This is a genomic window from Micrococcaceae bacterium Sec5.8 (assembly GCA_039636775.1).
Taxonomy (GTDB): Bacteria; Actinomycetota; Actinomycetes; order Actinomycetales; family Micrococcaceae; genus Arthrobacter.
The window spans coordinates 37,474-57,648 of record CP143429.1 but is presented as its reverse complement, the minus strand read 5'-3'; the positions used below and the strand labels follow the sequence as shown (position 1 = coordinate 57,648).

At 67.6% G+C, this 20,175-nt stretch carries 20 protein-coding genes; 11 read left to right on the top strand and 9 right to left on the bottom strand.

Going from position 1 to position 20,175, the window contains the following annotated elements; translation table 11 throughout:
- Positions 1–88 precede the first annotated feature (88 nt).
- Genes VUN84_00275 through VUN84_00245 form a run of 7 tightly spaced genes read left to right on the top strand, consistent with a single transcriptional unit; the run spans position 89 to position 7,340 of the window.
- Positions 89–973: a sugar ABC transporter permease gene (locus VUN84_00275; GenBank protein ID XAS65897.1), complete on the top strand. Its 885-nt coding sequence runs from the start codon at positions 89–91 to the stop codon at positions 971–973.
- On the top strand, positions 970–1,800 hold the full coding sequence (locus tag VUN84_00270; protein XAS64169.1) for a carbohydrate ABC transporter permease: 831 nt from the start codon (positions 970–972) through the stop codon (positions 1,798–1,800). Before VUN84_00275 ends, VUN84_00270 begins: the two co-directional genes overlap by 4 nt.
- Complete coding sequence (locus VUN84_00265; GenBank protein XAS64168.1) at positions 1,797–3,308, top strand: glycoside hydrolase family 3 N-terminal domain-containing protein; 1,512 nt, start codon at positions 1,797–1,799, stop codon at positions 3,306–3,308. Before VUN84_00270 ends, VUN84_00265 begins: the two co-directional genes overlap by 4 nt.
- A complete protein-coding gene (locus tag VUN84_00260) occupies positions 3,305–4,576 on the top strand; it encodes an anhydro-N-acetylmuramic acid kinase (GenBank protein ID XAS64167.1) in 1,272 nt (423 codons plus the stop codon). Before VUN84_00265 ends, VUN84_00260 begins: the two co-directional genes overlap by 4 nt.
- On the top strand, positions 4,573–5,496 hold the full coding sequence (locus VUN84_00255; protein XAS64166.1) for a BadF/BadG/BcrA/BcrD ATPase family protein: 924 nt from the start codon (positions 4,573–4,575) through the stop codon (positions 5,494–5,496). Before VUN84_00260 ends, VUN84_00255 begins: the two co-directional genes overlap by 4 nt.
- Complete coding sequence (gene murQ / locus VUN84_00250; GenBank protein ID XAS64165.1) at positions 5,489–6,463, top strand: N-acetylmuramic acid 6-phosphate etherase; 975 nt, start codon at positions 5,489–5,491, stop codon at positions 6,461–6,463. Before VUN84_00255 ends, murQ begins: the two co-directional genes overlap by 8 nt.
- Positions 6,453–7,340: a MurR/RpiR family transcriptional regulator gene (locus VUN84_00245; protein ID XAS64164.1), complete on the top strand. Its 888-nt coding sequence runs from the start codon at positions 6,453–6,455 to the stop codon at positions 7,338–7,340. Before murQ ends, VUN84_00245 begins: the two co-directional genes overlap by 11 nt.
- Here VUN84_00245 and VUN84_00240 read toward each other — a convergent pair.
- From VUN84_00240 to VUN84_00230, 3 genes are all read right to left on the bottom strand, one after another.
- Positions 7,337–8,122, bottom strand: a complete 786-nt coding sequence (locus VUN84_00240; GenBank protein ID XAS64163.1) for a glucosamine-6-phosphate deaminase — start codon at positions 8,120–8,122, stop codon at positions 7,337–7,339. The two genes, VUN84_00245 and VUN84_00240, sit on opposite strands and share 4 nt — an antisense overlap.
- 140 nt (positions 8,123–8,262) lie before the next feature.
- Positions 8,263–8,643 carry an STAS/SEC14 domain-containing protein gene (locus VUN84_00235; GenBank protein XAS64162.1) on the bottom strand — a complete coding sequence of 127 codons (381 nt, stop codon included), beginning with the start codon at positions 8,641–8,643 and terminating at the stop codon, positions 8,263–8,265.
- Between the two features lie 152 nt (positions 8,644–8,795).
- Positions 8,796–9,839, bottom strand: coding sequence for an NAD(P)-dependent alcohol dehydrogenase (locus VUN84_00230; GenBank protein ID XAS64161.1), 1,044 nt, complete (start codon positions 9,837–9,839; stop codon positions 8,796–8,798).
- 192 nt (positions 9,840–10,031) lie between these two features.
- Here VUN84_00230 and VUN84_00225 point away from each other — a divergent pair, with 192 nt between their 5' ends.
- On the top strand, positions 10,032–10,970 hold the full coding sequence (locus VUN84_00225) for a helix-turn-helix transcriptional regulator (protein ID XAS64160.1): 939 nt from the start codon (positions 10,032–10,034) through the stop codon (positions 10,968–10,970).
- Here VUN84_00225 and VUN84_00220 read toward each other — a convergent pair.
- From VUN84_00220 to VUN84_00210, 3 genes are read right to left on the bottom strand one after another with little or no spacing between them, the layout of a single operon-like run.
- Positions 10,963–12,738 (bottom strand): biotin carboxylase N-terminal domain-containing protein, encoded by a 1,776-nt coding sequence (locus VUN84_00220; protein ID XAS64159.1) that lies wholly within the window; start codon positions 12,736–12,738, stop codon positions 10,963–10,965. The two genes, VUN84_00225 and VUN84_00220, sit on opposite strands and share 8 nt — an antisense overlap.
- Positions 12,738–14,393, bottom strand: a complete 1,656-nt coding sequence (locus tag VUN84_00215) for a 5-oxoprolinase/urea amidolyase family protein (protein XAS64158.1) — start codon at positions 14,391–14,393, stop codon at positions 12,738–12,740. Before VUN84_00215 ends, VUN84_00220 begins: the two co-directional genes overlap by 1 nt.
- Positions 14,394–14,438: 45 nt before the next feature.
- Positions 14,439–15,203, bottom strand: coding sequence for a 5-oxoprolinase subunit PxpA (locus VUN84_00210; protein XAS64157.1), 765 nt, complete (start codon positions 15,201–15,203; stop codon positions 14,439–14,441).
- Positions 15,204–15,491: 288 nt separating this feature from the next.
- Between VUN84_00210 and VUN84_00205 the strand changes: the two genes are divergently transcribed.
- Positions 15,492–16,709, top strand: a complete 1,218-nt coding sequence (locus VUN84_00205) for an NRAMP family divalent metal transporter (GenBank protein ID XAS64156.1) — start codon at positions 15,492–15,494, stop codon at positions 16,707–16,709.
- A 5-nt stretch (positions 16,710–16,714) separates the two neighbouring features.
- The gene (locus tag VUN84_00200) at positions 16,715–17,542 is read left to right on the top strand and encodes a putative hydro-lyase (GenBank protein XAS64155.1); all 828 of its coding nucleotides are present in this window, start codon (positions 16,715–16,717) and stop codon (positions 17,540–17,542) included.
- 83 nt (positions 17,543–17,625) lie between these two features.
- Here the strand turns inward: VUN84_00200 and VUN84_00195 are convergent, their stop codons facing one another.
- Both VUN84_00195 and VUN84_00190 read right to left on the bottom strand, forming a co-directional pair.
- Positions 17,626–18,342 carry a GntR family transcriptional regulator gene (locus VUN84_00195; protein XAS64154.1) on the bottom strand — a complete coding sequence of 239 codons (717 nt, stop codon included), beginning with the start codon at positions 18,340–18,342 and terminating at the stop codon, positions 17,626–17,628.
- A gap of 49 nt (positions 18,343–18,391) precedes the next feature.
- Positions 18,392–18,916, bottom strand: a complete 525-nt coding sequence (locus VUN84_00190; protein XAS64153.1) for a substrate-binding domain-containing protein — start codon at positions 18,914–18,916, stop codon at positions 18,392–18,394.
- A 94-nt stretch (positions 18,917–19,010) separates the two neighbouring features.
- Here VUN84_00190 and VUN84_00185 point away from each other — a divergent pair, with 94 nt between their 5' ends.
- Positions 19,011–19,346: a hypothetical protein gene (locus VUN84_00185; protein XAS64152.1), complete on the top strand. Its 336-nt coding sequence runs from the start codon at positions 19,011–19,013 to the stop codon at positions 19,344–19,346.
- Positions 19,347–19,376: 30 nt separating this feature from the next.
- On the opposite strand, the gene VUN84_00180 is transcribed toward VUN84_00185, so the two are convergent.
- Complete coding sequence (locus VUN84_00180; GenBank protein ID XAS64151.1) at positions 19,377–20,129, bottom strand: LysR substrate-binding domain-containing protein; 753 nt, start codon at positions 20,127–20,129, stop codon at positions 19,377–19,379.
- Between the last annotated feature and the right edge of the window lie 46 nt (positions 20,130–20,175).

The window sequence follows — 20,175 nt, the reverse complement described above, 5'->3', positions numbered from 1 at the left end:
CGAGCTCAAGCAGCCGTCCGTGGACGAGGGACCCGAAGTTCCCTCGTCCACGGGCAGCCGCCCGCCTAACCGCCGGCGGTTCCCCACCATGGCCCGGGCCCGGCCATGGCTGCTGCTTGCCCCCGCGCTTATCTTGCTGGCAGGGCTGCTGCTTTGGCCACTCGCGCGGGTGTTTATCATCTCCCTGCAGGATTACGGTCTGCGCCAGATTGTCAGCGGAAAGACAAACTTCATCGGATTGGAGAACTACACCGAGATCTTCGGGGACCCGTCCCTGTGGACCGTGGTGCTGCCGAATACCATCGGTTTCGCGATCGTGGCCGTCGCCTCGACCGTCGTCTTCGGAACACTGGTGGCCCTGCTCATGGCCTCGCTCAGCCCGCTCTGGCGCACCATCACCGGCAGCGCCGTCATGGTCGCCTGGGCGATGCCTGCCGTCACCGGCACCTACGTCTGGATCTGGATCTTCGACGCAGACCAAGGGCTGGTCAACGCAGCCCTCCAAAATCTTGGCCTCATGAATGAGCCTTTCAACTGGTTCACCAACCCGGTCACTTTCTACGGGATCGTTGCGCTCAACATCGTCCACCATGGTTTCCCGTTCGTGGCGATCACCGTACTCGCGGGTCTGCTCGGCGTCCCCAAAGAGATGCTGGAGGCCGCCGAGATGGACGGCGCCGGCCCGGTGCGCCGCTTCTTCCAGATCACCTACCCCACGATCAAGCCGGTGTTTTCCGTCGTCGTCATCCTCTCCACCATTTGGGATTTCAAGGTGTTCGCCCAGATCTACCTCATGCCCGGCGGGTCAGGATCCAACCGGGAAGTGCTCAACCTTGGCGTCTGGTCCTACGTGGAGTCGTTCGGACAAAACCGCTACGGTTTCGGAGCCGCTATCGCCGTGCTGCTGACAGCGCTGCTCCTGATCATCACCGCCATTTACGTGCGCACCCTGTTCAAGGAGGAAAAGGTATGAGTCAGCGCCCACTCAGCCGGAGTCTGGTCAAGGCCGCCCTGGTCGCCCTCCTCCTGATCTTCACCCTTTTCCCCGCCTATTGGATGATCTCCAGCTCCTTCGATGCACAAGCCTCCAGCGGCGGTCAGTCCCTGCTGCCCCAGGAGTTCACCCTCGCGAATTACCAGTTTGTGCTCACCGAAGGGGGGTTCGGCACTTTCCTCCGCAATTCGGCGGTTGTTGCTTTCTTTACCGTAACCATTTCGGGCATCGTGGCTTTGCTGGCGGCCGTCGCGGTGGCGCGCTTCCAGTTCAAGTTCCGCACCGGCATCCTGATCATGATTCTCACCGTGCAGATGGTGCCGCTTGAGGCTCTGGTCATCCCCCTGTTCGTCCAGGTACGCGACTTACAGCTGCTCAACTCGCTGGTGGGGCTGGTCGTTGTCTACTTGGCTTTTTCCCTTCCCTTCGCCATCTGGATGCTCCGCGGCTTCGTCGCTGCTGTTCCGGTCGAGCTGGAAGAGGCAGCCTACATCGACGGGGCAACCTGGGGACGGATGTTCCGCTCGGTCATGCTGCCCCTGGTGGCACCCGGCCTCGTGGCGACCAGCGTCTTCTCGTTCATCGTTGCCTGGAATGAGTTCATCTTTGCGATGACGCTCCTCGGCGGATCGGCGGAGAACTACACCGTCGCCATCGGCCTGAAACAATTCTTCGGCGTGCATTCCAATGATTGGGGACCGGTCATGGCCGCATCCACCATCATCACCATTCCGGTAATGATCTTCTTTATCCTCGTGCAGGGCAAGCTCAGCAGTGGTCTCGTGGCGGGTGCAGTCAAGGGATGACCGCGGCCACAGACCCCACCCTGCGCCGGCTGGTTAACGGCGTTCTCTGGCCTGGATTCACCGGCCACCGCATGCCCAGCTGGCTCGCCCGTGCACTCGAGGACGGCCTCGCGGGCGTGGTTTACTTCGGCCACAACATTGACGACGACGACGCCGGGCAGCCCGCTCGGCTCTCCGCCGAGCTGCGCGGCATTCGGCCTGGGGCGCTCATCGGAATCGATGAGGAGGGCGGCAATGTGTCCCGGCTCGACTCTGTGCGCGGATCCCTCCTGCCCGGACATGCCCAGCTGGGCCACCTCGACCAACCTGAGGCGACCAGGGCCGTGGGCCGGATGATCGGCCGGAAGGCTGCCTCTGCCGGGGCCAACATCGTGCTGGCCCCGGTGGCCGACGTTAATACAAACCCGGCGAACCCGGTGATAGGCGTGCGGGCGTTCGGCCGGGACACCCGCCTCGTGGCACGGCATGTCGCCGCCTTCATCGGCGGCCTGCAGGAATCGGCAGTGGCAGCCTGCGTTAAGCACTTCCCCGGGCACGGGGATACGCACACCGATTCCCACCTTTCCCTCCCCCGGCTGACCCTGTCCTGGGCCGAGATCGAGCGCGACCACCTGCCGCCTTTCCACGCGGCAATCACCGCCGGAGTGCGGGCCGTGATGACGGCGCATATCGTGGTGCCGGACCGGGGGGACCTTCCCGCGACCTTGAACCCGCGCATCCTTGCCGTCCTGCGGGAGGCCGGCTTTTCCGGCACGGTGGTGACCGATGCCCTCGACATGGCAGCCATCCGGGCGTCGTTCGGTGCCGGCACGGGCGCCGTGTTCGCCCTGGCTGCCGGGGCCGAACTGCTCTGCATCGGCAACCCGTCCAACCTTGGACCGAACGGCGGCCGCAGCACCGACGAAGCCGACTACCAGGAGGTGCGCGAAGCCATCTTCCACGCCCTCGACGACGGCGCCCTCACCGCGGACACGCTGGAGCGTGCCGGGGAATCGGCCGCGCGGCTGGCCCTGCCCGCCTCCGCCGCGGTTCCGGATGGTACGGCGCCCAGCACCGCACACGACGCCGCCGACGCCGCACGCATGGTGCGCTCCGCCATCACCGTGCGTGGTGCCGCGACGATCGCCCGGCAACGACTCGCGCTGCTGGACCTGAGGTCACGGGCCACCCTGGCCGTGGCCTCCACCGCCGATACCTTCACCGCGAGCCTTTCACGGGACTATGCACTCGACCGCCAGGTCCCGGGAACCGACGAGGACGGGCTGAGCGCAGCAGTCGCGGCGGTTCCACGCGGCAATGGTGTGGCCGTTCTGGTGGACCGGATCGCGTCTGCGGGGGCACAGCGGGAAGCCCTGACCCGGATCGCCGGCCTCCGCCCCGATGCCGTCGTCATTAACGCAGGGCTGCCGTGCGTTGACGCACTGCCCCTCGCGGTCATTGATTCCCTGGGGGCGTCCTGGGCTACTGCGGACGCCGTTTCCGCCATTCTGCGGGGGGAGAAATCATGAGGATCCTCGCGTTGCAGTCGGGAACATCCGCCGACGGCATCGACGTAGCGATCGTCGACGTCGACAGCGACGTCGACAGCAGTTCGGGGTCCGATGCCCGCCGCACACCGTGGCTCATCATGCGCCCGCTTCTTACCCGCACCGTGGCCTGGGCTCCGGAGCTGCGCACGCGCCTGCTCGCCCTCGCGGACGGCGGCAGCGTTGACGCCGAGGAGCTGTGCCGGCTGGACACTCTCGCGGGGCAGGAGTTCGCCACGGCCGCCTCGGCCGCAATGCAGCACCTCGGCACGGCCGTTGACCTGGTGGTCTCGCATGGTCAGACGGTCTACCACTGGGTCGACGGCGGCCACGCCCGCGGAACACTTCAGCTCGGCGAGGCTGCCTGGATCGCGGAGGCAACCGGTGCGCCCGTGTTGTGCAACCTCCGCGCAGCCGATATCGCGGCGGGAGGCGAGGGGGCTCCGCTGATGGGCGTATTCGACCGCGCCTGGCTGGCGGCCTCCGCCGCGGACACCGGTGCTTCCGCGGCGACCGTGAACCTGGGAGGAATCGCGAATCTGTCTGTCGTGACCCCCGATGGAACGGTGCTGGCCTGGGATACCGGCCCCGGGAACGTGTTGATTGATGCCGTCGTCGCACGCGCCACTCGAGGCGCCTACGGCTTCGACGCCGACGGCCGGCTCGCGGCTGCGGGCAAGGTTGACGACCGCTTTCTCTCGGCCCTTCTCCAGCATCCGTACTTTCGCGGAACGGCACCCAAGTCGACAGGCCGTGAGACATTCGGCCTGCCCTTCGTGGATTCCGCGCTCGACTCGGCCGGCGGGGACTCGCCTGTGACTTTCGAGGACCTCGTCGCAACACTCACCCGGCTGACAGCCCGCTCGATCGCCGAGTCGTTGCGCTCCTGCGGGTCTCCGCCGCCGGCGCTCCTGATTGCTTCGGGCGGCGGAGTGCGCAACCCGTCCCTGATGTCCGCGCTAGCGAAGGAACTAACCCGGGACGGAATCTCCCTGGCCTCCTCGGACAGCCGGGGCATCGACGCAGATTTCAAGGAGTCGCTGATGTTTGCCTTGCTCGGATTCCTCAGCTGGCACGGCGTTGCCTGCGGACTGCCCGCGACCGGGCCGGGCCGCGCGCGGGTGGCCGGCCACATCGTCCCGGGTCCAGGGCCGTTACGGATGCCGGAGCCGCTGGCCGGGATCCGCGGTGTGCGCGTGCTGCCGATGCACCCCGGCTCGCCGGCTGCCACGCCGGGGTCAACCCGGTGACCGGTCTCACAGTGCTGGCCGTCGACCTCGGCAAGACCTCCTGCCGGGTCCGCCTTTGCCGCGGCGGCGCGGTGCTGGGCGAGTCCACTGATGAGGGCTCACCCGGCCTTGCCGATGAACGTGGCCAGGATCTCGCGCGCCGCGCGATCCTCGGTGCGGTGGCCGGGCTTTCCCCCGAGGTCCAGCCGCTCCTGGCTGGTCTCGACGGCATCGGCATCGGCGCGGCCGGGGCCCTGGCAGCGCCGGCCGCGGTGCGCGGGCTTGTGCGGGAACTGCGGGCCGATTTTGACGCCCCCGTGGCCGTGATCAGCGACGGCCTCTCCGCACACGTCGGTGCGTTCGCCGGCGGCCCCGGGACCGTTCTCATCGCCGGCACCGGAGCCGTTGTCTTTACCCTCGACGACGGCGGGCCCATTCGCCAGATCGACGGGCTCGGGCCGTGGCTCGGCGATGAGGGCAGCGGCCGCTGGATCGGCCAGCAGGGACTGCAGGCCGCCCTCCGCGCCGACGATGGACGCGGTCCGGCGACCACACTCCGCGCCGCCGCCGCCGGTGTTGCCGGTGGCCTCGCCGCACTGCCCGGCTGGGTCTCGGCCGCCGGAACTCCGGCCCGGACCATCGCCACCTTTGCCCCCACCGTCATCACCCACGCGGGCGACGGCGACGGCGCTGCCAGAGCGATCGTCGCGCAGGCGTGCGCCCTCCTCGCGCTCACCTGCGCCGCGGCCCGGCCCAGCACCGGACGCGTCTGCGTCACCGGCGGTCTCGTGTCGCATCCCTACTTCCGCGCAGCTCTCGGGGATGCCCTCACTGACGCCGGCCTCGCGCTGGTCACCCCCCTTGGCGACGCCCTGGCCGGCGCTACACTCATCGCCCACTGCCGTGCATTACCCCATGAGAAGAGAATCACCCGTGGCTAAGCAACACCTTCATCATCAACCCGGCCATGCCGACCTTCGTGAATCGCTGGCTACGCTCCCGACGGAGCAGGTCAACGACCGCCACCCGGATCTCGACATGCTCTCGACCGCCGACCTCGTGCGCGCGATGAACGAGGAGGACGCCGCCGTCGCCGCCGCCGTCGACCGGGCCGGGACCGCCATCGCAGCCGCGATCGACGGGATCGTCAGCCGGATGAGCACCGGCGGCCGCCTGATCTACATCGGGGCAGGAACCGCCGGGCGGATGGGCGTTTTGGATGCCAGTGAGGCGCCGCCCACCTTCGGCACCAGTCCCGAACAGGTGGTCGGCATCATCGCAGGCGGCTCCGGGGCAATCCATGCCGCCGTTGAAAACGCGGAAGACGACGCTGGCGCCGGTGCAGCCGACCTCCGCGATCTGGGCCTGTCGGCCGCGGACGCAGTGATCGGCATTTCCGCCTCCGGCCGCACGCCGTACGTTCTCGGCGCCATCAACTACGCGTCATCGGTTGGCGCGTTCACGGCCGGGCTCTCCTGTAATCCGGGATCGGCCCTCGGCCGGGCCGGCGACGTCGCCATCGACGTGGTGGTCGGCCCGGAAATCCTCACCGGATCGACCAGGCTCAAGGCGGGGACCGCGCAGAAAATGGTCCTCAACATGTTGAGCACCATCACGATGGTGCGGCTGGGCAAGACCTACCGCAACCTGATGGTGGACATGCAGGCCACCAACGAGAAGCTCCGGGCCCGGGCCGAAAGAACCGTTATGCTGGCGACGCAGGCGAGCGCCGCCGAGGCCGCGCATGCACTCAACGCCGTCGACGGGTCAGTGAAAGCGGCAATCCTGATGCTGCTGACCGATCTCGAAGCAGGAACGGCACGGCAACTGCTGACAGAACACCGGGGCTTCATTACTGCGGCCATCGCCGCAGAGCTCACCAAGGGGAGGACAGTGCATGGCCGCTAACGCCTTGCTGATGCTGCGCCAGGCGCTGCCCGGTCTCAGCACGACGGATTCCCGGATCGCCCGGGCCGTCATTGACAATCCCACCATCCTTGACCGCACCATCACGGAGGTGGCGACGCTGTGCGGAACCACTCCGGGCACGGTGGCACGGTTCTGCCAAAAATTGGGTTTCTCGGGATACCGGGAGTTCCGCATCGACGTTGCGGCAGCGGCGGGCCGCGAGCAGGCGCAGCGGGACCGCTTCCAGGTCGATGACGGCGAAATCAACCGCACTGACAGCGCGGAGGACGTCGTCGCCAAGATTGCCTACCAGGAAGTACAGGCCATCGAAGAGACCGCCAAGGCCCTTGACCTCAAGACTCTCGAGAAGGTGGTTACCGCCATCGTGGCCTCGACCCGCCTTGACGTGTACGGCTTCGGCTCAAGCGGACTTACCGCACAGGATCTGCAGCAAAAACTGTACCGAATCGGGCTGCCCGCAACGTCGTTTGCCGACATGCACCTGGCATGGGCTTCCGCGGCACTGCAGCGGCCCGGCGGAGTCGCCATCGCTGTCTCCCATTCCGGTCTGACCAGCGAGACGAGCAATGCACTGAAAATCGCCCGGGCTGCCGGGGCAACAACCGTCGGGATCACCAATTTCGCCGACTCACCGTTGGCGGAACACTGCGATTTCGTGCTCACCACCCAGGCCCGGGAAAACCGGTACCGCGCAGGTGCCATGTCCAGCCGCATCGCCCAGTTGGCGTTGGTGGACATTCTATTTGTGCGCATCGCCCAATCGATGTACGACGATATGACCGAGTCCCTCCGGCTCACCTATGAGGCCGTCCGTAGCCATCGGATGCAACCGGACGACGACGGCACGGGGACTTAGATCCCTTGCCAGGCGGGCTTATTAGCCCAGGCGTAACGGAAATAGTCGAGGTTCGTGAGCTCGCCCGCGGCAGCCTCGTCGACGATGACCGTGACGTGCGGGTGCAGCTGGATCGCCGAGCCGGGTTGGCTGGAGGTGACGGGCCCTTCGACGGCGGCCGCGATCGCCGCTGCCTTCGCCTGCCCAAACGCGAGCAGCACGAGGTGGCGCGCACGGAGGATCGTGCCGAGGCCCTGGGTGATGCAGTGCTTCGGCACCTCGTCGGGGGTGTCGAAGAAGCGGGCGTTGTCAGCCCGTGTCTGGGGGGTGAGCGTCTTGACCCGGGTCAGCGATGCGAACGAGGATCCCGGCTCGTTGAACCCCAGGTGACCGGTGCGGCCGATGCCCAGGAGCTGCAAATCAACTCCCCCGGCGTCGGCAATCGCTTGCTCGTAGGCGGCGCCAGCGGCGGGCAGGCCGGCAGGATCCCCGCTGGGCACCCGGACATTGTCCGGCGTGAACCCCAGGAGCGCCACAACGTCTCGGGCAATGACCGAACGGTAGCTCTCCCGGTGCCCGTCAGGCAGACCGACGTATTCGTCCAGTGAAAACCCCCGCACCCGCGCGACATCCAGCGGCCGTTCGGCGAGCGACCGGGCGAGCGAACGGTAGACGGGCAACGGCGTCGACCCTGTCGCCAGTCCCAGCACCGCGTCTGGCCGGGTCTCGATCAGCCTGCGGATCTCTCCGGCGACCAGCCCGCCCGCGGCGTCCTGGTTCTCCACAACAATGACTTCGGCCACCAGCACACCCCTTGAAGTGATCTTTTATGACGTAATAGTACAGCTTCTAATCACTATTAATCATTGTGGCGGTGGGGTGAGAGTGGAATCCCCGCCCAGCGGGCTGAGCATGTTCGATTGGCCCTGGCATCAGGCGGCGGTTACGACCGGGCCCCAAGGACCTCCGACAGCCAGGTGGTGGCCGCAGTTCTGGACGTGAAGAACTCGTGCGGGTAACGGGTGTGCCGGCTCATGGCGGCGGCTATGACGCGGTCCACTGCACTGGATCCGAGGACGGCGATGGCCAGTACGCCCGAAGTTTGCGCGAATTCGTACCTGGCCGCTGCGCTGATTTCCACGTCGGTCATTTCAGAGAGCATTGGCATCGGGATTCCGCCGCTGATCCGGTTCACGGCGAGCATGGCGTCCTTGGCGTCCTCGACGTCCACAAAGGAACCCGGGCGCCAGAGCGATTCGATGATCCCCCCGCGGATGATCAGGGAATTCTTCCCGTCCGCAGCGAAGATTCTTTCAGGCATCATTGGTCCCATTCTATGCCTGAGCTGGGACGACGCCCTGGACGGCGGCCGGTGCGTCCGTATCGCCGCTGGTCAGAGCCGCTGGAGGCCGTGCCGCCCAGCAGAAGGGCCCGGCCAGCAGTTGAGTGCCGGCCGGGCCCGTCCAGGGCTTGGAGTTAAACCAGGGTGGAAGTGTCAATCACAAAGCGGTACCGCACGTCGGAGGCCAGCACGCGCTCGTAGGCTTCGTTGATCTTCTCGGCCGGGATGACCTCGATCTCGGCGCCGAGGTGGTGCTCGGCGCAGAAGTCGAGCATTTCCTGGGTCTGACGGATGCCGCCGATCATGGAACCGGCGAAGGAGCGGCGGCCGCCGATCAGGGCGAACGCGTTGACCGGCAGCGGCTCGGCCGGGGCGCCCACGTTGACCATGGTGCCGTCGAGGCGCAGCAGCTGCAGGTAGGAGCTGATGTCGATCGAGTCGCTGACCGTATTGATGATCAGGTCGAAGCTGCCGGCGAGCTCGGTGAAGGTGTTCTCATCGCTCGTGGCGAAGTAGTGGTCCGCGCCGAGGCGCAGGCCGTCTTCCTGCTTCTTCAGGGACTGCGAGAGGACCGTGACCTCGGCGCCCATGGCGTGGGCGATCTTGACGGCCATGTGTCCCAGGCCGCCGAGTCCGACGACGGCGACCTTCTTGCCGGGACCGGCGTTCCAGTGGCGCAGCGGCGAGTAGGTGGTGATACCGGCGCACAGCAGGGGTGCGGCGACGTCGAGCTCGATGCCCTCGGGGATCCTCACGACGAAGTCTTCGGTCACGACGGCGTGGGTGGAGTAGCCGCCCTGGGTGATGGTGCCGTCGCGGTCCACGGCGCCGTACGTGCCGGTGTTGCCCTTGAGGCAGTACTGCTCCTCGCCGGCCTGGCAGTTGACGCACTCGCGGCAGGAGTTGACCATGCAGCCGACACCGACCCGGTCGCCCACCTTGTGCCTGGTGACGGCAGAGCCGATCTCGGTGACGATGCCGGCGATTTCGTGGCCGGGCGCCAGCGGGTAGGACTGGGGTCCCCAGTCGCCGCGGACGGTGTGGATGTCCGAGTGGCAGATGCCGGCGAACTTGATGTCGATCAGGACGTCGTGCGCGCCGACGTCGCGGCGTTCGATGGTGGTGGGAACGAGGGGTTCCGTCGCGGAGGTGGCGGCGTAGGCATTAACGGTAAGCATGGATCTCCTGCTTGTGGGGTTCTGGGGGAGGTCGCCCCGGCGTTCGGCACCGGTCAGGTGCGGCCTTTCGGCCCGGACGTCATCGGGGGCACTCTCCATCAAACACCAATCCGGTGCTGCTGAGGGAGTCACTGCCAGTACCCCTACCAGCAGAACCTCCCAGGCAGCGCCGTACCCTCTAACGTTAATGGCATGGACAATCAGAGCGAGACCAGGGACTTCCTTGCCACCCGGCGGGCGAAAATAACGCCTGAACAGGCGGGATTACCCGTCTCCGGCGGCAACCGCCGGGTCCCCGGACTGCGGCGCGGCGAGGTCGCCCTGCTGGCCGGTGTGAGTGTCGAGTATTACACCCGGCTGGAACGCGGGAACCTTGCCGGAGTCTCCGAGGGAGTACTGGACGCCCTGGCCCGTGCCCTGCAACTGGACGAGGCGGAGCAGGCGCACCTGTTCGATCTGGCCCGGGCCGCGGGCAGCAGCCGCCGGCCCCAGCGCCGCCGCGCCACTGCCCAGCCGGTCCGCGCCGGCGTGCAGTATTTGCTCGACGCCGTTGCGAACGCACCGGCGTTCGTGCATAACTCGCGGCTGGATATCGTTGCGGCCAACCAGCTCGGCTTCGCCCTCTATTCGGAGATGTATGCCGGTCCTGTCCGGCCGGCAAACCATGCCCGGTTCATTTTTTTGGACACCCGGTCGTACGGCTTCTACCCGGACTGGGGCCGGGCGGCGGACGACACGGTGGCGATCCTCCGCACGGAGGCCGGCCGGGACCCGTACGACCGCGGCCTGAGCGATCTGGTTGGCGAACTGTCCACCCGCAGCGCGGAGTTCCGCACCCGGTGGGCAGCGCACAATGTGCGCCAGCATTACACCGGGATCAAGCATCTCCGCCACCCCGTGGTGGGCGATCTCCACCTGATGTACGAGGCCTTGGATCTCTCTGCCGACGCCGGCCTGTCGCTGCTTGTCTACACCGCGGAGCCCGGTTCATCCACCGGGGACGCCCTGCGGCTGCTGTCCAGCTGGGCCGCGACCCAGCAGCCGGAATCTTTGCACGCGGGGTCCCGGCAGACGGGGTTGCGGCAGCCGGGGCCCCAGCCGGGCCAGGGGCAGCAATCGGCGCCTAGTTGATCAGGGCCAGCACCGCTCCAGCACTCACGACACCGCCGGCCTCGGCCCGGAACCCGGTTACCGTGCCGCCGCGGTGGGCCAAGACCTGGGTTTCCATTTTCATGGCCTCCAGCACGACGACGGGGTCCCCCGCCGAGACTTCGGCGCCCGGGTCAACGAGCCACTTCACCACGGTGCCGGCCATGTCGGCGCGCAACTCGCCAGGGTCTGCGGCGCGCACTGTGCTGTCGGAGGTCGGATCCGCGGACATGCCCGCAGGCAGCGGCCCGCCGGACAGCGGCCGGCCAGCCGCGGCCCAGCTGTCCAGCAGGTCCGCCGGCAGGCCGACCGCCATCCGGCGGCCGTCCACCTCGACGGTGATGGTGCGGCGTTCGCCGTCGGGCGCGGTGGTGCTGTAGTCCGGGTCCGCGGAGATGGCGGTACTGTCTGCGAAATCCGTTTCGATCCAGCGGGTGTGGATCCCCAGCCGGTCCTCGGAGATGAAATCCGGGGATTCCAGCACGGCGCGGTGGAACGGCAGCACCGTGGCGACGCCGGTGATGCTGAGTTCGGCGAGGGCACGGCGGGCACGGCGCAGGGCCTGCTGACGGTCCGCGCCGGTGACGATGAGCTTCGCCAGGAGCGAGTCGAACTGCGGCGGCACGAACGAGCCGGAGCGGACGCCGGTGTCGAGCCGGATGCCCGCACCGGTGGGGCCGTTGAATTCGTCAACAGTGCCCGGCGAGGGCAGGAAGCCGCGCCCCACGTCCTCCGCATTGAGCCGGAACTCGAACGAATGCCCGCTCGGTGCCGGGTCCCCGGTGATGCGCAGCGGCTCCCCGGCGGCGATGCGGAACTGTTCCTGCACGAGGTCAATCCCGGTGGTTTCCTCGGTGATGGGGTGCTCCACCTGCAGGCGGGTATTCACCTCAAGGAACGCCACCGTGCCGTCGGCGGCGACCAGGAATTCCACCGTGCCGGCGCCGGAGTAGCCGGCTTCCCGGCAGACGGCCTTGGCGGCATCGTAGATCTGCCGCGTCTGGTCCTCGCTGAGGAACGGCGCGGGGGCCTCCTCCACGAGCTTCTGGTGCCGGCGCTGAAGCGAGCAGTCGCGGGTTCCGACGACGATGACGTTGCCGTGGACGTCTGCGAGAACCTGCGCCTCGACGTGGCGCGGACGGTCGAGGTAGCGCTCCACGAAGCATTCCCCGCGGCCGAAGGCGGCCAGGGCCTCCCGGACGGCAGAGTCGAAGGCTTCCTCGACCTCGTCCAGAGCGCGGACCACCTTCAGGCCGCGGCCGCCGCCGCCGAAGGCAGCCTTGATGGCGATCGGCAGGCCGTGCTGTTCGGCGAAGGCGCGGGCCTCCGCAGCGGATTCCACGGGCCCGGCGCTGCCGGCGACCAGCGGCGCACCGGCGCGGAGGGCGGTCTCGCGGGCGGTGATCTTGTTGCCGAGCAGCCGGATGGCGTCCGGGCTGGGGCCGATCCAGGTGAGGCCGGCGTCGAGGACGGCCTGGGCGAAGTCGGCGTTCTCGGACAGGAATCCGTAGCCCGGGTGCAGTGCGTCGGCCCCGGATTCGGCCGCCGCAGCGAGGAGCTTGGGGATGTTCAGGTACGTGTCTGCGGGCGAGTTGCCGCCCAGGGCATACGCCTCGTCGGCGGCACCGACGTGCAGTGCGTCGGCGTCGATATCCGCGTAGACAGCGACGGAGGCCAGCTGCGCATCGTCGCAGGCCCGGGCGATCCGGACGGCGATTTCACCGCGGTTGGCGATCAGGACCTTGCGCATCAGTTACTCACTTCTTCTTCGGGGGTGGCGTGTTCGGTGGTGCTGGGGGCCGCCCAGCGGAAGCGGATCTTGCCGCCGATCGGGACCTGGGCCGCGAGGTCCAGCTGGGAGTCGATCACCACGGCGATCACCGGGTAGCCGCCGGTGATCGGGTGGTCGGCCAGGAAGAGCACGGGCAGCCCCTCCGGCGGGACCTGCAGGGCGCCGGCGACGGTGCCCTCGCTGGCGAGTTCGCCCTGGCGGGTGCGCTGCAGCGGGGTTCCCTGCAGCCGCATGCCGACCCGGTTGGACTGCGGTTTTACTTCCCAGTCCTGGCCGCAGAAGGACGCCAGCGCTGCGGCATCGAACCAGTCGGCGCGCGGGCCGGGGACCACGTCGAGCACGGTGACGCCGGCGCCCGGGAAGTCCGGCTGCAGTTCGGGGTGGCCGACGACGCCGGATTCGGCTTCGCCGCCGGCGGCGAAGAGCTGGCCGGCCGCCAGCGGGGCGGGGCCGATCCCGGACATGGTGTCGGTGGAGCGGCTGCCGAGCACCGGGGCGGTGTCCACGCCGCCGCGGACGGCGAGGTAGCTGCGGAACCCGCTCTCCGGCGCGCCCAGTCTCAGGATTTCGCCGTCGAGCAGGGCAAACGGGGTGGCCATCGGGACGCTCCGCCAGGCCGGCTCATGGTCCTCCCCGGCCGGCGTCTCGATGCTCAGGTCCGACGGTGCTCCGGTCACAGCGAGGACCTGGTCCCCCACCGCCTGGACCGAGAGGCCTCCCGCGACCGTTTCGACCGCGGCGGCCGACGGCGCGTTCCCGACAAGGCGGTTCGCCCGGCGCAGCGAGGCCCGGTCCAGCGCACCGGCAGCGGAGACGCCCAGACCGGAATGGCCGTACCGGCCAAGGTCCTGGATGAGGCTCTGCAGGCCAGGCGAAACAATCCGCAGTCCGGATGCCACCTCGGGAGAGGTTGTCTGGGCCCGGTGCTCCGGCGCCAGGGTGACAATGTCACGGACGGCATGGAATTGCACCCGGTGCCCGGGAGCGGCCAGGGCAGGCTGTTCCCGGTCCAGGTCCCACATTCTGGCCCCGGTGCGGCCGACCAGCTGCCAGCCGCCGGGTGAACGCCGCGGGTACACGGCGGAGTAGTTGCCGGCCAGGGCCACGGAACCGGCCGGGACGGCGGTGCGCGGCGAGCGGCGACGCGGCACCTCCAGCGCCTGGTTCTGCCCCACCATATAGCCGAACCCCGGGGCGAAGCCGGCGAAGGCCACGGTCCAGATCTGCCCGGTGTGGGCTGCGATGACGCCCTCGGCCCCGAGACCGGTCAGCTCCCCCGCTTCGGCGAGATCCTCGCCGTCGTACACGGTATCGATGACCACCAGCTCCCCGTCCCGCTGCGCAGGCGCGGTGAGGTCAAGCCGGAGCAGCCGCGCGGCGATCCGCCTGGCTGAAATTGGCGAGTCTGCCGTGACAAGGACCGTCTCGGCCGCCGCAAGGACGTCCAATTGGCCCGGCAGCGGGCTCTCGAGCAGCATTCCTTGCAATGCCAGCACGTCCCCGGTGCCGGTGAGCTCGGCAAGTACCGCACGGGTTCCCACCGCCCGCACGGAGCTCACTTTGTGAACTGCCGGCCTGCGTACTGCCAGGGTTTCCCCCGCTGTGTCAATCATCAGCTGCCTTCGTTGTCGCCGTGCGTGGAAAGTGGTCTGCGCCGCTCACGCGTGGGCGAAGGCGGCCGTGCTGATGCCGGCGGCCCGCAGTGACTCGCGGACGGCGGCGGCCATCGTGACGGCTCCCGGGGAGTCGCCGTGCACGCAGATGCTCTCCGCGCGGATCTTCAGGAAGGAGCCGTCAATGGTGCGGACGGTGGAATCTGCGGCCATCCGGAGGACATGCTCGGTGACCTCCGCGTGGTCGTGCAGGACAGCTCCGGGCAGTGTACGGGACACGAGGGTGCCGTCCGGGTTGTAGGCCCGGTCCGCGAAGGCTTCCGTCACGGCGCGGAGGCCGGCGGCCTCGGCCAGGCGCAGCACTTCAGAGCCCGGCAGGCCCAGAATGGGCAGGTTCGGATCCACGGATTTTACGGCGTCGACGACGGCTTTCGCCTGCGCGGTATGCGACACAATTGCGTTGTACAAGCCGCCGTGCGGCTTGACGTAGGTGACCTTTCCGCCTTCCGCGGCGGCCAGAGCCTGCAGCGCGCCGATCTGATAGACGACGTCGTCCGCGAGTTCGATCGGATCCATGTCCAGGAAGCGGCGGCCGAAACCTGCGAGGTCGCGGTAGCCGACATGGGCGCCGATCACGACGCCGGCGGCCACCGCCTCGCGGCAGGTCTGCCGGATCACGCTGGGGTCACCGGCGTGGAATCCGCAGGCAACATTCGCGCTGGAAACCGAACGGAACATCGCCGTATCGTCACCCAGGCTCCAGCGTCCGTAGGATTCGCCGACGTCGCTGTTCAAATCGATGGTTGCCATTTGTGATCCTCATCTCATCGGTGTTCCTATCTAGGATGCACCATATTTCAGGATTGTTCAACAATTCATCGATTCCATGCAGCGGCCCCCGCAGAACGTCCCACCCATGACCAGTGCCGAATCCGGATCCAGCGCCGGGCCGGGTGGCGGCGGAACGGCGGCCGCAAGCGGCGAGGATCGTTGACCGCCTTTTATTGTTGAACAATTCCTTGCGTAGATTGTTGAACAGTCTGTAGAGTGGCTGGAGACAATCGTTGTGACGCAAGTCACCCAACTGTTGGGACCCCCATGGAATCCACCACCGTCAAGGCCGCCCTCAAGCCGGCCGCCCGGCGATCCGCCCTGCTGGGCGCCATGTTTCTTATGGCCACCAGTGCGATCGGCCCGGGGTTTATCACCCAGACAACGGCCTTTACCGTTCAGCTCGGCGCCGCCTTCGCGTTCGCGATCCTGATCTCCATCCTGGTTGACATCGCCGTGCAGGCCAACGTCTGGCGGATCATCGGCGTCTCCGGCCTGCGGGCCCAAGAGCTCGGCAATAAGGTTCTCCCCGGCGTCGGCTGGTTCCTCGCCGCGCTGGTCTTCCTGGGTGGCATCGTCTTCAACATCGGCAATATCGCCGGAACCGGGCTCGGCACCAATGCCATGATGGGCGTGGATCCCAAAATCGGCGGGGCCGTGTCCGCCGTTTTCGCCATCCTGATCTTCCTCAGCAAGAGGGCCGGGGTGGCCCTTGACCGCATCGTCGTGATCCTCGGTGCCCTGATGATCCTGATGACGCTGTATGTGGCCGTGGTTTCGGCCCCGCCGCTGGGTGAGGCCCTCAAGAACACCGTGATGCCGGAGAAGGTCGACTTCCTGGTCATCACAACCCTCATCGGCGGAACGATCGGCGGCTACATCACGTATGCGGGAGCCCACCGCATGCTGGACACCGGCGTCACTGGCGTTGAAAACGTCAAACAAATCACCCAGAGCTCGATCATAGGAATCCTTGTCACCTGCGTCATGCGCATCCTGCTGTTCCTGGCCATCTTTGGCGTGGTCGCCGGCGGCGTGGCCCTGACCGGCAACAACCTCGCCGCCTCCGCGTTCCAGGCCGCTGCCGGAGATATCGGCATGCGCGTCTTCGGTGTCATCTTGTGGGCTGCCTCCATCACTTCCGTGATCGGAGCGGCGTACACGTCGGTCTCCTTCGTCACGAAGTCCACCACCAAAGACCGCACCCGCAACCTGATCACCGTCGGCTTCATCGCTTTCTGCACCGCGGCCTATCTGCTGATCGGCCAGGCCCCGCAGCAGCTGCTCATCTTCGCGGGCGCCTTCAACGGCCTCATTCTCCCCGTCGGCTTCGGCGTGCTGCTGTGGGTGGCCTGGCGCCGCCGGGACCTGCTCAACGGCTACGTCTACCCCAAGGGCCTGCTCGTCATCGGCATTGTGGCCTGGCTGCTGACCGTCTTCCTTGGCTACAGCTCGCTGACCAGCCTGGCGAAACTGTGGGCGTAGACCCAATGACGTCCTCTCCGGCACGGGTGCCCACCGCCGTCGTCCCTCCCGCAGACCCGGCCGGGTTGCTCCCGGCCGGAGCGCGGGCCCTGTTCCGTGCCGGCCTCGTGACGCCCACCTCGGGCTGGAGCACCGGATATGCGCAGGCCAACCTGATCATCGTGCCCAAGGCGCAGGCTTTCGACGTGCTGCTGTTCGCGCAGCGCAACCCCAAACCCTGCCCTGTCCTGGGCGTGCTGGATGCCGGCGAAACTTCCGGCGTGCTGCTGGCCGGAGGGGATATCCGCACCGATGTGCCCAAGTACGTGGTGTACCGCGATGGCCGGAAGATCGATGAACCGACAGACATCACGGACCACTGGCGCGATGATCTGGTGACATTCATTCTGGGGTGCAGCTTTACCTTCGAATCCGCCCTCCAGGACAACGGCATCCGGGTGGCCCACATCGACCAAGGCATGAACGTTCCTATGTACCGCACGTCGGTCCGCTGCGAACCGGCCGGGCAAATGGCCGGCCCCCTGGTGGTCTCCATGCGGCCCATTCCGGCCTCCCAGGTGGCCGACGCCGTCCGCATCACCTCACGCTATCCGGCCGTGCACGGTGCCCCGGTGCAGGTGGGAAACCCGGCCGAACTGGGCATCGCGGATCTGGGCCGCCCGGACTTCGGCGACCCGGTCCGGATCCCTGACGGGCATATACCCGTCTTCTGGGCATGTGGGGTAACACCTCAGGCGGCCGTCATGGAGTCGCGGCCGGCACTGGCCATTGGTCATGCGCCGGGGCACATGCTCATTACGGACGCACGCGACACCTCGTATCAGGTCCCGTAGGCTGCGGCTCAGAAAACCCTAACCAGCCCCGGCAGCCGGCCGGAACCGAAGCCTCCAGCGGCTGCCGGGGTCCGCGTTCGAACTCACGGAGCGCCAGTCACGGAGCTTCCGTCCTGCGGAAGGGCGCCGATATGCACCAGGAGTTCGTGCTCGGCGGCATCCAGGTAACCGCGCAGCTCAGCCGCGGCTTCTTCCCTGTGGCCGGCACGCAGTTGCGCCACGAGCGCGGCGTTGCGTTCCACATAGTGGCTGTGGAAGTCCGATGTGGTTGCCATGGCGTGGAACACCAGCCGCATCTGGGCGAGGACCTTGTCCATGAGCTCGTCCACGGAAGCACTCCCGGAGAGCGCCACCAGCGCTTTGTGCAGGTCCTGGTTGGCATCGGCCATCTCCGTGACGGCCCCGGACCGCAGGGCGGCGCGGGCCCGGTCGATGATGGCATCCAGCGCATCGATAGCATCCGCACTGTATTCCCCCCACAGCACAGCCGCCGGCTCGATCAGCCGGCGCACCCGGTAGATCTCACGGACGTCCTCGGCCTGGGGCGCGGACACGAACACGCCGCGATTGGGGATGCGCTGCACCACGGACTCGCCGGCGAGGACGGTAAAAGCCTCCCGCAGCGTGTTCCGTGAGACGCCCAGTACCTCGGAGAGCTTCTGTTCGGAGAGCTTCGTTCCCGGGGCGAGCTGACCTGCCGAGATACGCGAACGCAGCACAGCGGCCACCCACGATCCCGTGTGGGCGTGGGTGGCCTGGACCTCATCGGAGATCCCTTCAAGTGCGGCATTCATCAGCATGGATCCCAATCTACAGAACAAGCGCGCACTCCCGGCGCCGGAGGCGGGCCTATCCCGCCGGCGGCCCGCTGCTCTCCCGGATAACAAGGCGCGCAGGGTAGATGAGCGGCTCCCGTCCCGTGCTCGGATTCTCGATGTCCTCGAGGAGGAGACGGCCCGCCTGGACCGCCATTGCCACCGTCGGCTGGTTGATGGTGGTCAACGGCAGTTCGCCCGGAGCCGTCAGGTGGTCATCAAATCCGACGACGGCGACGTCCCCGGGTACCGAACGCCCCGCGGCCTTCAGAGCAGTGATAGCACCGCGGGCCATGAGATCGGACGCGGCGAAGATGCCGTCGAGGCTCCTGTCCTCGGCCAGGAGCCGTTCGGCTGCTTCGGTGCCCCCGGCGGGGGTGAAGTCACCCTGGGCCACCGGCCCGGGCGGAAAGCCGGCCACGGTGGGCAGGCCCGAGGCGGCGAGCTCTTCGGTCCAGCCGTCCGCCTTGTGGTGCGATACCACAATGGCACCGTCGACGTGGCCTCCGCGCAGGTAGCGGACCGTCCGGGACGGATCACCTCCGACGTCGGCGGTCACGGGCCTGGCGGCGCCGCAGTGTTGCCAGCTTAGACCGGCAACGTTTCCTGCAGGTTTCCGGCCAACCTTCAGGAACCCCGGCTAGGGTTGATGCATGAAACTTCGGCTCGCCACCCTGTCCGCCGCCACCCTCATGATCGCGCTGACGGGCTGCGGGCAGGTGCAGGACGCCGCAAACAAGGCCGTCAGCGATGGCGCTTCCCAAGTTGCAACGGCCGCCGGCAGTGAGGTCAAGAAGCAGGCGTGCGCTCTCGTGGAGGACGGCCTGGTCAGCGTGCAGGACAAGGACGTGCTCGGCGGCCTGGTCGCCGGCGCGGAGTCCGCCGGCGTTCCCGCCGAGATCACCACCCCGTTGCGCCAGATTGCCGATTCCGGCGACCAGGCTCCGGCCGATTCCGTCAAGGCCCTCCGGGACGCCTGCGCCCATTAGACGCAGCGGGCGATTTTCGAGGGCATTCCGCTAGCGTTTACCCTTTTTCCGGGAGCCCTTGCCACGGCCCTTGTCCGGGTTCGGGGCGTAGCGCTGCGCCACTTTCGGCTTCTTGACGGCCGGGCCGCGCCGGTCGGGCTTCGGTTCTTTCTTAGGCTTTTCCTGCTGCGCCGAGGGCTGGCGGGAGCTTGCTGCGGTGCGGCCGCGGACGATCCCGATGAACTCCTCGATGACCTCATCCGTGGTGTCGCTGGGCCACGCCAAAGCGATCTCGGTAGTGGGCGCCCCCGTGAGCTTTCGCGCCACCGTGTCCTTGACGTTAAAGTGGCGTGCCACGGACATCGGCAGGATGACCAGACCGGCCCCGGTGGCAACCACCTGCAGGGCCATTTCCGGGCCGCCGAGTTCAACCACGTCCAGGAACGACTCCTTGGCGAGGTCGGCAAGGTCCACCTCCTCGAACACGGAGATCTCGTGCCCCTTGGGCGCCACTACCACGGGCTGCTCCTCGTACAGGGCAATGATGCTCAAGCCCTGGCGCTCCACGGGAAGCCGGACAAAACTCAGGTCGGCGGAACCGTCGCGCAGCACGGCGAGCTGGGCGCCGTCGTCGGACATAAAGGAACGCAGCGGAACATCGGGCATCCGCTCTTCCCAGCGCCGGGTCCACTTGCCCGGGGTCACGCCGGCGACGTAGGCGAAACACAACTCTCGGACGGCTGCTTCGGCCGGGATATCGGTGGTTCCGGCGGGGGGCTGGGGTGCTTCTTCTGCTGCGGACACATGTTTACAGTACCGTCAGGGCTGGCGGAGAGCTCAGTCCCGGTGC